Consider the following 13,310-nt stretch of genomic DNA (forward strand, 5'->3'; position numbering starts at 1 on the left):
GTGCGGGGCTCCGAAAAGGGCCAAGTTCCAGCCATGGGATATGGTGTAATTGGCAACACAACGGTTTCTGGTACCGTCATTCTAGGTTCGAGTCCTGGTATCCCAGCGAGTAACTCCCCCGGTTCTTCGGAACCGGGGGAGTTCGTGTTTTCGGGGTCGGGTGTGCGGCTCTGTCATGATGGGGCCATGCCTCTCGTTGATCACCTCGGAGTGACCGTCGCCGATCTTGATGTCGCCGTCGCGCAGTGGAATCCGGTCCTGACGGCGCTCGGGCTTGTCACGGACGGCCGCGAGTTCGAGGGCGGCGTTGCCTGGAACGCCCCGGGCGAGACGGAGATCATCCTGTATCGTGCGCCGGTTGCGCCGCGGCAGCCGTTCCGCACCGGCCAGTTGGGGTGGCAGCACCTGGCCTTCGCCGTGGAGTCTCGCGCCGAGGTCGAGCGACTGCACGCCGTCGCCGTACAGTCGGGGTGGACGTCGGTGCGCGCCCCGAAGGGGTTTCCCCGGTTCTCGGAACAGTATTACGCGTCGTTTGTGGAGGACGCGAGCGGTATTCGGCTGGAGTTCATGCACAATCCGCCGCGCGACACCACGAGCGCGGGTGGTAGCGGGTCAGTGTGAGCCGGTCTGCGTGAACGGGGCGGAGTGAGCGGGCCTGTGCGAGCGGGCCTGGGGGGAACGGCGTGGCGCGAGCGTGCCGCAGCGCAGTATCACGGCCGCGTTCGATCGGACGCTGCGTGACCTCACCGTCCGATCGAGCCCCGAATCCGCTCGCGTCAGGCGGCTGTCCGAGCGGCCCGAAGGTGTCGCCGGAGCTTCTGGATCGCCCAGTCGTAGTGGCTGGAGGTCGCGGAGACGGCGTACGAACCGAGGGAGGTTGTTCCCGTCCACGGGAAGTGCTGCTTCGTGAAAAGCTCCGTGTTGCTGAACTCGGAGATGAGTGCCACGACGCGGTGATGGCTCTTATCGAGCATGTCGAGCGCTGCGTCGAGACTCGTGTGTTGATGTTGTTCCCAGAACTCGACGTTCAGCGCCGCGGTGGTGCGCCAGGTGTACGGCGCGGGCAGAAAAGGCTGCTCCGTCCCGGAGCGGTTGGCCGTGGCCCACTCGGTGAAGAGCCGGTGCCACTCGACGAGGTGGACGAGCACATCGCGGAGGTTTCGATCTCGAGCCCAGTGCGCCTCAGGCCGCGCGAAGTCTGGGCCGTACCCGAGCGGCGCCTCCCGCTCGGTCGCACTCATGCCCGCAATCAGCGCACTCAACTTCGCATACTGCGCCGCCGCGGCATCGAGCAATGCTGCACGGGTGGTCGGTCTGGCCATGACGCTCACGCTACCAGGCGGCGAATCGGCTTGGAGTGACACGCTTCTCGCCGGTGCGCTGACGCGAGCGAACCAAAAACAACATAGCCCCGGTCCGCATGCTTGAGCAGAGGCGGGGCCGGGGCGTTGCTGCCCATAGTACCATCGCCGTATGGATGCAGACGGAGTTGACGCGATTTTCTCCACGCTATCTGAGCAACGGCTCGCCCCATATTTGGTGCACGCGGGGGAGGATCGTGAGCACGCTCTCGAACTCTACGCATGGAGCACGCAAATGTCCGCGGCGCTCTTTGAGCTGATCTCCCATCTGGAGGTCGCATTGCGAAACGCGGTTGACCGTACCCTCAGCGCACATTTTGCGGATGAGCGTGTGGGGATCCCGTGGTTCCTGCGCCGCCCCCCGATGACCGGCGGCGCGCTCGATCAGATCGAGTTGATCCGCGACCGTCTTCGGGGAAGCGGCAGAGACAACCGCCATCAAATCATCGCGAATCTGAGCTTCGGATTCTGGTCGGGGATGTTTGGGAAAGATTACGACGAGCTGTGGCGGGAATGCTTGCATCAGGCTTTCCCTCATGCAGATGGCAAACGGAAAACCGTTGGGCCCGCGTTGGAGGCAATGCGAAAGCTGCGAAACCGAGTGGCTCACCACGACTCGGTGCTCGGCGTGGACGTGCCGTTCGAGCAAGCGCGCATCATGGAATTGAGCGGGTACATTTCTCCTCATCTGCGGCGGTGGCTCGAGCGAATTGAGCGCTGCACGAGAACCTACGAAGCGCGGCCTCACTCGGCAATAGATTCCGTCGTCGTCCCTGCGACTCACGCATGGGAACTGTACCGAGATTGCGCCGCATACGTGTGCCAGCCCGGGCGGAGCTTCCGGGCGGTCAAACGAATGGCGTTCTACGTGGACCAGCAGATTCAGCCCGAGTTCCCCCTGATCGTAGGCCGCCGAGACAACGTTGAATGGTCGGAAACGAATGCAAGGCGGCTGGTGGCCTCCGAGGACCGGGAAGATCGAAAGATCGCCCACATTATTCGTCGTTCCAAAGAGCTCGGCTGGGCGGGAGGGCGTTATCAGGTCTTCTTGCTCACCGCCGAGGGGCACCCGGATCACCGTTCGCGGGCGGAGCCGATGCCCCATTCGCGGCGTGGGAGAGGGACGGCGTTCGTTCGAAGTCAGAGATACGTGTCCTTGCATAGCCTGCAGACTCACCCGACGACGGAGGATTATTACCGGGTATAGATCGGGGTCTTATGAGGCAGGATCGTGACCTGGCAGCCGTGTCCGCATGACGTGCCACGTTGGCTCACTCGGCCCGCCTGTCATCGGGTACGAGCTTGTATCCAGGTGAGTTCCCAGCCCTGCCATCCACTGGCCTGACACGATGGAGGCACCCACCGCTCCCACTCGACGAACAGGTCACACATCGCGTGAAGAAGCCCCTGAAGATCACCCTCGTTGCGTTCGGCACGGTCGCCGGCCTCCTGATCGCAACGCTTGCCACCACCACCATCGTGAACGCCGTGCAGACCCCGCGTGAGGTTGCGGCGCTGGAGCCCTACGGCGAACTGGTTCCGGTGGCGGGCAAGCACATGAACGTCGCGGAGTTCGGTGACGGCGAGAACACGATCGTGCTGACCCCCGGGGCGGGAACGGCGTCGCCCGTGGCGGATTTTGCGCCGGTGATCCGCGGGCTCGAGGAAGACTACCGGATTCTCGCGGTTGAGCCGTTCGGGACGGGGCTCAGCGACCAGGCGGACACCCCGCGTACCACCGAGAACATTGTGCGCGAGATTCACGAGGCCGTCGCAAGCTTTGGCGTGGACGAGTACGTCCTGATGGGGCACTCGATCACCGGGATCTACGGGCTCGCCTACGCGAACACGTACCCGGAAGAGGTCACCGCGTTTGTGGGGATCGACACCTCCGTCCCGGAACAGCCCGGCATGGACGACGTCCCGGGGATCATTTCCGTGGCTCCTGCGCTGCGGGGCCTGGGGCTGTTGCGCGCGGTGACCGCGATCTCGGGCAACCCGCTCGAGGGGAACCCCGCCTACACGGATGAGGATCGGGAACGCATGGACGTGCTGGCACTGCGGAACAGTATGGCCCCCACGTACCTCGATGAGGTGCACCATCTCGGGGAGAACTTCGCGAGCGCACAGGGTACGACCTTCCCGAAAGAGTTGCCGCTGTTGTTGATGTACCAGGCGGAGAACCCCGCATTCCCGACGTGGGTCGAGATGCATGAAGCGCAAGCGGCGACCGTCGACGTTGCCGTGACGCGCGAGATCGATGCCGACCACTATCTGCATCACACGCGGAGCGATGAGGTTGTGGCGGCAACGCGGGAGTTCCTGGCCAGCCTCCCCGCCCGCGGCTAAGCCAGTCCGGTGAGGGCCGCGGCGAGGCCGCCCGCCGCCCCCACGCACACGACGACCCACGCAGGGAGCTTCGCCCAGGTGAGCAGCGCGACGCAGCCGAGCGCGAGGACCAGCTGCCAGGGTCCGACGAGTGTCGTGGTGATCGCTGGCGTAATGAGGGCCGCGGTGAGGATGCCGACCACACCCGCGTTGGCCCCGTGCAGGAGTGCGGCGGCCCAGCCGCGAGCGCGCAGCCGCTCCCAGAACGGCAGCACCCCGAGGAGCAGCAGGAACCCGGGCAGGAAGATCCCGCACAGGGCGAGGGCCGCGCCCGCGAGGCCGCCCGGGCCGAGCCCGGAGAGCGCCCCGAGGTAGGCGGCGACCGTGAAGAGCGGACCGGGCACGGCTTGCGCCGCGCCGTATCCGGCGAAGAACGCGTCGGCGCTGAGATCGCCCGTCGCGACGAGGCCGGATTCCAAGAGCGGCAGCACAACGTGCCCGCCACCGAACACGAGCGATCCGGCGCGGAACATGACGTCGAAGAGTGCGACCCCCGATCCCGGCAGCGCCAGCGCGAGGATCGGACCACCCAGCAGGAGCGCGGCGAACATGACCAGGCACATGACCCCGATACTCCGGGAGACGGCGAACCGCAGCGGCGACCCCGGGGCGGCGGGGATGCGGCGACACCACAGCGCGCCGGCGGCAGCACCGAGCGCGATCCCCGCGACCGGTCCGAGCATGCCCCCGACGAGCAGCGCCGTGCCGCCCGCGGCGATCGCGATCAGCGCCCGGCGCACGTCGGGCGTGAGGGTGCGTGCCATTCCCCACACGGCGTGGGCGATCACGGCGACCGCGACCACCTGCAACCCTGCAAGCAGGCCCGCACCGAGCGGGCCGGTGAGCCGGTGAGCGCCGAGCGCAAACGCGAACATGAGCGCGGCGGAGGGGAGCGTAAACGCGACGAAGGCCGCGAGCGCCCCGCGAATTCCCGCGCGGTGCAGACCGATCCCAAACCCGACCTGACTTGACGCGGGCCCGGGAAGGAACTGGCAGAGCGCGATGAGGTCAGCGAGTTGCGCGTCAGTGAGCCAGCGCCGGCGCTCGGTAATCTCGGTGCGGAAGTACCCCAGGTGGGCGATCGGGCCGCCGAAGGAGGTGAGGCCGAGCTTGCCGAAGACCCTGAACACTTCCCACGCCGCGGCCCAGGTGGGGCGGGCGGGCGCGGAATCCGGAACATCCGAGGGCGGCATGGACCTACCGTAGCGGGGCTCAGGAAACAGTGGGTGAACGCGGAAGGCGCGGCGGGTTGGGGGTATCTCGGTGCGTTCGCGCGCCGGCCCCGCTGAGCTACGCTGACACCAGGCACGCACCGGACCGCGGTGCGGGACGACAGATGGGGTGCGCATGTCGCGGAGCGGTGATCGTAAGAATGTGCGTGGCGACGCTGGAGGTCCTGAGTCGGGGACACCCGGGTACGCCGAGGCATTCCTTCAGGGGAGCGCGTCCGCGCGGGACGCATACGGGCGATTCAATCTGGGAATCGTCGGAAATACGGGAGTGGGGAAGTCCTCACTCGTCAACGCGGTCTTCGGCCGCGATCACGCGAAAGTCGGCAAAGGCCTGCCGGTCACGCGCGGCGTCCACTATTACCACGATGCGTCGCTCGGGATCTGGGATTTCGAGGGCTTCGAGATTGGTTCCGCGCAGAGTCCCCGCGACATGCTGCGGGAGAATCTTGCGACCATCGCCCGGCGACCCGCGGAGGAACAGATCGCGGTGGTGTGGTACTGCGTGAGTGCCCAAGCAGACCGCCTCACGGAGCACGATCTCACGATGATCCGCGAGCTCGATGCGTCAGGGCTCCCCGTCATTCTGGTGCTCACCAAAGTTGCGTGGACCCGAAACCCCGTGACGGGAAAGCATCGCGCCCCGCGAGACGTTGAAGAGTTCCGGGACTGGTGCGAGAACCCCGTCGATGCGGATGGCGTCCCGGTTGATCTCCCGGTACAGCGGGTGCTGTTGACCGCGGCACAGGGCAAGGACGGAAAGGGCGTGGGCTTCGGGCTCAGTGAACTCGTGGCGGAGACGCTGAGCCTCGCGCCGGACAACGAGAAGGATGCCTTTCGGGTGGCGCAGCGACTGAGTCTTCCCATGAAGCGACAGATGGCCCGTCCCGTGATTCTGACCGCCTCAGCGGCGTCCGCGACGGCGGCCGCGGCGCCGATACCGTTTGCGGACGCGGCGGTGCTCGCCCCGATCCAGATGACGATGATGGGTCGCATCTCGGTGATCTACGACCTCGAACTCGCGACCATGTTGTCGGCGTCGACGCTCGCCCAGTTGGGGACACAGATCACCGGGCGGGCGCTGGCGCGCAGCTTTATTAAGCTCATTCCGGCGGCGGGGAATGTGATCAACGGGTCGATCGCCTTCGCACTGACCGCAGCCACGGGCGAAGCCTGGGTCAGGCTGTGCGAGGCGCTGCACACGGGGAAGATCGATCAGTCTGAACTGGGGCAGGTGTGGCGGGATTTCAGCCCGACCGTGGTGAACGTCGTCGCAAACCTGGTGAAGGAGCGCGGGCGCTAGCCCACCGACACCTCCCCCGCAATCCAGCCGAGTCGGCCTCAGCCGGGGGTCACCGCCGGAGCGTTCGGGCCGGTGAGCACGCGGAGCGCCGCGGGGCGTACGGAGACGGTGGCGGGGAGGGCACCCACACGCTCGCCGTCCACGTAGATCCCGAGCGGGTGATCCGCCGCGAGCCGGAATTCCCGGCCCGAGTCGACCGCGACCCCGCGGATGCTGAGGTGCGCCCCGCGGTAGGCGGCGAGGAGGACCGCGGCGACGCGGGCGACGGACCCGCCCCACAGGCCCACCACGTCGAGGCGTCCGTCGTCGATGCGGGAGTTCGGGCTGACGCGGATCCCGCCGCCGTACTGGCCGTGGTTCGCGATCGCGACGAACCAGCCGCGGCCGGATCGTTCACGGCCGTCGACGGAGAGCGTGTAATGCGCGCCACGGAACTGAAACAGCGCGCGCACGCCGCCCACGAGGTACGTGAACGGCCCAAGCTTCCACCGCACCGCGTTCCCCAGCTCGTTTGCGACACCGTCGAAACCGGTCGCGCAGACGCCCAGGTAGCCGAGCCCGCGTGCGGCGGGTCCGTCTTCCGTCGTGATCCATGCCAGATCGCTGTGTCCTTCCCGGAGTTCGGGGAGGCGGCGCACGGTAGCTGCGGGATCGAGGCCGAGCCCGAAACGGCGCACCGTGTCGTTGCCGCGCCCGCCCGCGAGGGGGAGCAGCAGTGCGCCGGTTTCGGCGGCGGCCCCTGCGGCGGCACCAATGAGTCCGTCGCCGCCGAGCGCGAGCACCAGCGCGTCGGGACCGGCCGCCCGGACTTGGGCCCTGGCGTCGGCGAGGCTCTCGCTGCGGTGCACGTGCGCGCGAATCCCGTGCGCCGCGAGCTCGGTGACCACCGCGCCAAGGGCGCGCTCTCCGCGGCCGCCGCCGGAGACGGGGCTGACGAGGAGGAGCACGCGGCGCGACGTCCACTCGGGGAGTGCGGCGCGCGTGGGGTCTGGCGCCGGCACCCCCGAGGGCGCGGCGTGTGCGGGAACTGACTCGGTCATGTGAGCGTCGGTGCTCCTTCGCGGGTCGGTGAGTGGGACGGTGGGGCGGACAGCGGCTGCTGCGCTTGGCTGTTCGCAGCGTAGCGTGTGCTGGGCGATCAGGGGAAACCCGCGCCGCCGGCGCGAGTCACGAGCGCGGTGACCGCCGGGAGCGCGGCGCGGGCCAGCGCGGGATCGAGCGCGAGGCGCGTGCGGCGTTCCAGTACGTCCGCGGGCGTACGCGCCCCCTCCGCCCGCACCGCGAAGACGACCTCTGCCCGGGTGATCCCGCTTCCCGGCGTGAGCTCCTCCGCAAGGGCAGGATCGGCCGTCGCGAGCGCGGCGATGCGGGCCCGTTCCGCCCCGTAGCGCGCGGTGAGTCGTGCCATGACCGCCCCGCCGGGATCCGGGACGGGCCACGGGACGTCCCCGAATTCCCCCGAACCGGGAGCGCCGAGCAGCGGGACCCGCGTCGTGACCGCTCGTGCGGCGCGCTGTCCGGCCCCGACGCCGAGTCGGCGCGCGGCCGCGTCCACCGCATCCTCCGCCATGCGCCGGTACACGGTGAGCTTGCCGCCGGTGATGGCAATCGGTTCGCCCGGTTCGTCGCGCACCAGGTGCCGGCGCGAGGCGGCAGCGGGATCGTCGCCCGCGCCGAGGAGGGGGCGGAGCCCCGCGAAACTGCTGAGGACGTCGGCGCGGGTGAGCGGGGCGTTGAGCGCGGCGCTCGCGGTGCGGAGCAGGAAATCGACGTCAGCGTCGGGAACCGCCGGCGCGTAACCATCGGCACCGGGCGCGGGATCGTCGGTGAGGCCCAGGTAGCAGAGCCCGTTCGGCTGGGGCAGCACAAAGACGTAGCGGCCGAAGTGACCGGGCACGGGGGCGGTGAGGACGGCGCGCGGATCCCCGAACACCGCCGACCGGAAGACGAGGTGGGTGCCGCGGCTCGGCGTGAGCGGGAGTCCCGGAGCGAAGCTGCCGGCCCACACCCCGGCCGCGTTGATCACCACGCGTGCGCGCAGCCGGAGCTCCCCGCCGGATCCCGGATCGAGCAGCGCTTCCCGGTCGGTGGCGTGGAGCACCCGGCAGCCGGTGACGATGTGTGCACCGTGCCGGGCCGCCGTCCGGGCGATGTCGATCACGAGCCGGGCGTCGTCGTCCACGGCCCCGTCCCAGTACACGAGCCCGCCGCGGAGCCCGTCCTCCCGGAGCGTGGGCGCGAGCAGCCGCGCGCCGCGCGCGTCGACGCGGCGCGGACGGGGCAGGACGTGCGCCGAGAGCCCGCTCGCCGCGCGCAGCGTGTCGGCCAGGCGCACGCCGATCTCGGTGAGGGTGTCCGCACTGCGTCCGGTGGCGCGTCCGGCAGCGCGTCCGGTAGCGCGTCCGGCGGCGCGTCCGGTAGCGCGTCCGGCGGCGGGGAAGCGGGGCACGAGAAAGGCGCGCGGGCGCACGAGATGGGGTGCGATCCACCGCATCAGGGCGGCCCGCTCCACCGCGGATTCCCAGGCCAGCGGCAGATCGCCGTGGGCGAGGTAACGGAGGCCGCCGTGCACGAGCTTGGAGCTGAAGCCGCTCGTGCCGCTCGCCAGATCCCGCGCCTCGCACAGCGCGACGCTGAGCCCCCGCGTCGCGGCGTCGAGGGCCACGCCGGCACCGGTCACGCCACCCCCAATGACGAGCACGTCGACCTCGTGCTCGGCAAGGTGGGCGAGCGCGGCAGCCCGCGTCCGCTCGTTCAGGTCGCCGGGACGTTCGGAGAACATCGTGCTCCCGTCTCGGGCCGCCGTCGGTGCCGGCCCGTCGTGGTGGGGTGGTTTAGGGGTGGGTCGTGCGGAACTGCTGTCGGGGCGCGTGTGGATGCCCCGGTGCAGAGCTCGGAACGGCGGGGTCCATTTCAGTCGAGTCGGTGCTGGTGCCGGCCGTGTTCGTGCCGGTCGTGTCAGTGTCGGCCGTGTCAGTCTCGGTCGTGTCGGTGCTGGTCATGCTGGTGCCGGCTGTGCGGAGCCCCGCCGTGCTGGTGCTCGTGCTCGTGCTCGTGCTCGTGCTCGTGCTCGTGTTGGTGCTGGTGCCGGCCGTGTTCGTGCCGGTCGTGTCAGTGCCGGTCGTGTCAGTGTCGGCCGTGTAAGTCTCGGTCGTGTCGGTGTCGGTGTCGGTGTCGGTGTCGGTCGTGCTGGTGTTCGTACTCGTACTCGTACTCGTACTCGTACTCGTGTTGGTGCTGGTGCCGGCCGTGTCAGTCTCGGTCGTCTCGGTGCCGGCTGTGCGGAGCCCGGCGGTGCCGAGCCCGGCTGTGCGGAGCCCGGCCGTGCCGGTTCCGGCGGTGCCGAGCCCGGCCGTGAGTAGTTCGCCGAACTCGGTGCTCGCGCGGTCGAAGGCGTCGCCGGCGCGGAGCAGCGGTGCGCCCAGGGCGATCCCGCGGAGCAGGAACAACAGCGTGAGCGCGCTCGCCGCCGTCGGTGCGATGGATCCGTCGGCGATTCCTTCGGCGCGCAGGTCCTCGATCGCGGCGAGTACCACCTCCTGGCTACGTCCCAGGCGGCCGCTGAGATAGGGCTCAAGCAGTTCAGGCTGGTGCGTGCGCACCGAGGTGACGAGTTCGGAGGCGGCAAACGCGCGGGCCCCCGCGTCCAGGAACTGGGCGAGCCGGGTCGCGCCGGGGACGCTCGGGCCCGGGGCCGGCAGCGCGGCTCGCACGCGCGCAACGGCCTGCGTGAACTCGCGGGTGAGGGCGAGGAGGATCGCGTTGTCCATGCTGCCCATGGCGCGGTAGACGGTCATGCGAGAGATCCCGGCGGCCTCGGCCACGTCCTGTGCGGTGAGCTTGCGCGGACCGTAGCGCCGGAGGCCATCGGCGACGGCGTCGAGGATCGCCGCATCGCGGGACGACAGGGCGGGGTGCGGCTCGGCGCTGGCACCGCCGTGCCCCGCGTGGGTGTCGCCGCGCGTCTCGGACGTCTCGGCACGCGCGGAGGTGTGACATTGTGCGTCCATGTGTCACACTGTAACGCATGGCCGCCGATGTGACCGAGACCGTTCCGGAAGCTCCCTGGTGGGGCTGGGCCCCCCAGCGCCCCGATGGTGGAGTGCCGGAGGGGATCCGGCGGGTGCTGCGCGAACGCTTCGGGGCCGAACTGCCCGCGGGTACCCCGCCGGTTGCGGCGGCCGATGCCGTCCTCCCGGAGCCCGTGCTGAGCGCCGCGGCTCGTGCGGCGCTCGCCGCCGCGGTCGGTGCCCCGGAGCCGAGCGTCCCGGAGCCGGGTGCCCCGGAGCCGGGTGCCCCGGAGCCGAGCGGCCTGGAGCCGAGCGGCCTGGAGCCGAGCGGCCTGGAGCCGAGCGGCCTGGAGCCGAGCGGACCGGGATCGAGCGTCCCGGAGTCGAGCAAGCCCGCGGGTGCGTCCGCGCCGCCTGCGGGGGCCGGCAACGCGCCCGCGCCGCGCGGCTCGGTGTCGCAACGGCACGAGGATCGGCTCCGGCACGCCGCGGGAAAGCACACCCCGGACCTGATCCGGCAGCGCGCGGGTCGGCCGATCGGGGCGCCGGACGCGGTGGTGCGGCCGGCCTCGACCGCGGCGATCCCCGCCGTGCTCGCGGCTTGTGTGCAACACCGCGTGGCGGTGGTCCCCTTCGGCGGGGGCACCAGTGTGGTGGGCGGGGTCGCCCCGCTCCGGGGCGCGCAGCACGCAGTCATCGCGCTCGATCTGACGGGCCTCACCGCGCTGCGATCGCTGGACGAGACCGACCGTACCGCGACGTTCGAGGCGGGGATCCGAGGCCCCGCGCTCGAGGCTGCGCTCGCGGCGCGCGGCTTCACCCTCGGGCACCTGCCGCAATCCCACCAGCAGGCGACGCTGGGTGGCTACGCCGCGACCCGCTCGGCCGGTCAGGCCTCCACCGGATACGGGGCCATCGCGGACCTCATCACCGGGATCCGGATCGAGACGCCCAGTGGACCGCTGGAACTCGGCGGTCGCGGCCCGGCCTCGGCCGCGGGGCCAGACCTCCGGCAGCTCGTGATCGGGAGCGAGGGCACGCTCGGCGTGATCACGGAGGTGACCGTCGCGATCCGGCCACGGCCCACGCAGAAAGCGTACGGTTCATGGGCCTTCCCGTCGTTCGCCGCCGGTGCCGAGGCGGTGCGCGCGCTTGCACAGCACGGCTCGCCCGGCGATCTCCCCGAGGTGTGTCGCCTGAGCGACGAGGAAGAAACCGCGCTCACTCTGGCGCAGTCCGCGGGCACCGGGACGGCGCTCCTGCGGCGCTGGCTCGGCGTGCGCGGGATCCACACCCCGGCCCTGTTGCTCGGCGTGTGGGAGGGCACCGATGCTCGGGTGCGCGGCAGACGCGGCCGTGCCGCGAAGATCCTGCGCCGTCACGGCGGAGTGCCGACCACGGGCATCCCCGCCGCCGCGTGGGACACCGGCCGGTTCGGCGCCCCGCGGCTGCGGGACGAACTCCTCACCCTCGGAGTCTTCGTCGACACGCTCGAAACCGCGGCCCCGTGGTCACGACTTGACGCCACGCATCGCGCGATCGCCGAAGCGATCCGGGGAGCCCTCCTGGCGGAAGACCCGGGTGCCGCGCCGCACCCGGCGACGAGCGCGCCCCGCGCCACGGCTGTCCAGGGCCATGTCTCGCACGTGTACCGCGACGGCGCATCGCTCTACTTCACGTTCATCGCTCCGGCCGAGGCCGACCCCATCGCCCAGTACGAGCGCGTGAAGCGCGCGGCCAACGCGGCGATCCTCGCGCAGGGGGCCACGATCACGCACCACCACGCCGTCGGCACGGAACACGCGGCGATGTTGGGCGACGAAATTGGACCGCTCGGAGTGCGCGTGCTCCGCGCGGTCCGCGCGGAGGTGGATCCCACCGGAATCATGAACCCGGGCAAGCTGCTCGGAGACGGGAACGCGTGACACGATGGCACGGAAACGGACACTGCAGCCGGACTCGGCACCCCGCTCGGCAACGCGCTCGGCACCCCGCCCGCCAACGCGCTCCGCACCGCACTCGACAGGCCCCGGTCACGTGATGCGCGGGGCCACCGTCCTGATCACCGGCGCCGCACGCGGCATGGGGGAACTGTATGCCCGGCGTGCCGCGCGGGAGGGTGCGGCCGCGATCGCGCTGTGGGACGTCGACACCGCGCGGGCCGACGCGCTTGCCGCGGAGCTTGCAAGCACGCCGGCGACGGTGCGCGGCGGATCCGCGCCTCGGGTGCGGGTGTTCACCGTCGACGTCTCGGATCGGGAGGCGATCCGGCGTGGCGTTGCCGACACCCGCGCCGAGCTCGGGGATCCCGATGTGCTCATCAATAATGCGGGGATCGTGCGCGGCGCGCTGTTCTGGGAGCACGATCCGGAGCAGGACATCGAGCGGACGATGCGGATTAACACCCTCGGCCCGATGTGGCTCACGCGCGAGGTGCTCCCCGCCATGATCGCGGACACGTCGCGGCCCAAGCGGATCCTGAATATCGCCTCGGCCGCGGGCACGCTCGCAAACCCACGGATGAGCGTCTACGCCTCCTCGAAATGGGCGATGATCGGGTGGGCGGAGTCCGTGCGGCTCGAACTCGCGGGGGAGGGGCATCGGCACGTCGCGGTCACCACCTTCTGTCCGAGCTTCATCTCGACCGGGATGTTTGCGGGGGCCCGCGGACCACTCCTCACCCCGATCATGACCCCGCAGCGGGCCGTGCGGGATGCATGGAACGGGATGCTCGCGGGCACGCCGATGGTGCTCCGGCCCTGGACGGTAAAGCTCGCGATGGCGTTCCGTGGCGTGCTGCCCACGCGAGCCTGGGACGTGGTGGCGGGGCGGGTGTTCCGCGTGTACTCCTCGATGGACCGGTTCACCGGCCGAGCGTGACGAGTGCCGCGGGGGTCGGAACGTGTACGGTGCGGAAACTCCCGGTGAACGCGCGGGCACCGCGCGGGGCTCCGCCGGCGCGGCGGGAATAGGATACCGGGCACGGAGCTTCGCGGCACCGCGGGTTCCGACGCAGAGG

At 70.3% G+C, this 13,310-nt stretch carries 10 protein-coding genes, 1 tRNA gene and 1 pseudogene; 7 read left to right on the plus strand and 5 right to left on the minus strand.

Annotated elements, in window-relative coordinates:
• Positions 1 to 34: 34 nt before the first annotated feature.
• Positions 35 to 106: transfer RNA gene (locus D3230_RS12410), tRNA-Gln, on the plus strand.
• 80 nt (positions 107 to 186) lie between these two features.
• Positions 187 to 621: a VOC family protein gene (locus tag D3230_RS12415; protein WP_202345357.1), complete on the plus strand. Its 435-nt coding sequence runs from the start codon at positions 187 to 189 to the stop codon at positions 619 to 621.
• 155 nt (positions 622 to 776) lie between these two features.
• Here the strand turns inward: D3230_RS12415 and D3230_RS12420 are convergent, their stop codons facing one another.
• Positions 777 to 1,322, minus strand: a complete 546-nt coding sequence (locus D3230_RS12420; RefSeq protein ID WP_202345358.1) for a ClbS/DfsB family four-helix bundle protein — start codon at positions 1,320 to 1,322, stop codon at positions 777 to 779.
• A 151-nt stretch (positions 1,323 to 1,473) separates the two neighbouring features.
• Between D3230_RS12420 and D3230_RS12425 the strand changes: the two genes are divergently transcribed.
• Both D3230_RS12425 and D3230_RS12430 read left to right on the plus strand, forming a co-directional pair.
• Positions 1,474 to 2,568, plus strand: coding sequence for an Abi family protein (locus D3230_RS12425; protein ID WP_202345359.1), 1,095 nt, complete (start codon positions 1,474 to 1,476; stop codon positions 2,566 to 2,568).
• 188 nt (positions 2,569 to 2,756) lie between these two features.
• Positions 2,757 to 3,710, plus strand: coding sequence for an alpha/beta fold hydrolase (locus tag D3230_RS12430; RefSeq protein WP_202345360.1), 954 nt, complete (start codon positions 2,757 to 2,759; stop codon positions 3,708 to 3,710).
• Here the strand turns inward: D3230_RS12430 and chrA are convergent.
• Positions 3,707 to 4,942: a chromate efflux transporter gene (gene chrA / locus D3230_RS12435; protein WP_202345361.1), complete on the minus strand. Its 1,236-nt coding sequence runs from the start codon at positions 4,940 to 4,942 to the stop codon at positions 3,707 to 3,709. The genes D3230_RS12430 and chrA overlap by 4 nt on opposite strands.
• 181 nt (positions 4,943 to 5,123) lie before the next feature.
• Between chrA and D3230_RS12440 the strand changes: the two genes are divergently transcribed.
• A complete protein-coding gene (locus D3230_RS12440) occupies positions 5,124 to 6,281 on the plus strand; it encodes a GTPase (protein ID WP_420029038.1) in 1,158 nt (385 codons plus the stop codon).
• A 38-nt stretch (positions 6,282 to 6,319) separates the two neighbouring features.
• On the opposite strand, the gene D3230_RS12445 is transcribed toward D3230_RS12440, so the two are convergent.
• From D3230_RS12445 to D3230_RS16515, 3 genes and pseudogenes are all read right to left on the minus strand, one after another.
• Entirely contained in the window at positions 6,320 to 7,321 is a 1,002-nt protein-coding gene (locus tag D3230_RS12445) for a diacylglycerol/lipid kinase family protein (RefSeq protein WP_202345363.1), read from the minus strand.
• A gap of 98 nt (positions 7,322 to 7,419) precedes the next feature.
• Positions 7,420 to 9,063, minus strand: a complete 1,644-nt coding sequence (locus D3230_RS12450; RefSeq protein WP_202345364.1) for a glycerol-3-phosphate dehydrogenase/oxidase — start codon at positions 9,061 to 9,063, stop codon at positions 7,420 to 7,422.
• Between the two features lie 1,011 nt (positions 9,064 to 10,074).
• A pseudogene (locus D3230_RS16515) lies at positions 10,075 to 10,593 on the minus strand (hypothetical protein); the annotation flags it as partial.
• Between D3230_RS16515 and D3230_RS12460 the strand changes: the two are divergent.
• Together D3230_RS12460 and D3230_RS12465 are read left to right on the plus strand one after the other, a co-directional pair.
• A complete protein-coding gene (locus D3230_RS12460; protein ID WP_420029039.1) occupies positions 10,486 to 12,216 on the plus strand; it encodes an FAD-binding oxidoreductase in 1,731 nt (576 codons plus the stop codon). The pseudogene D3230_RS16515 and the gene D3230_RS12460 sit on opposite strands and share 108 nt — an antisense overlap.
• A gap of 115 nt (positions 12,217 to 12,331) precedes the next feature.
• Entirely contained in the window at positions 12,332 to 13,171 is an 840-nt protein-coding gene (locus tag D3230_RS12465; RefSeq protein WP_202345367.1) for an SDR family NAD(P)-dependent oxidoreductase, read from the plus strand.
• Positions 13,172 to 13,310: the final 139 nt, after the last annotated feature.

This window comes from Leucobacter chromiireducens subsp. solipictus, from assembly GCF_016758195.1.
Taxonomy (GTDB): domain Bacteria; phylum Actinomycetota; class Actinomycetes; order Actinomycetales; family Microbacteriaceae; genus Leucobacter; species Leucobacter solipictus.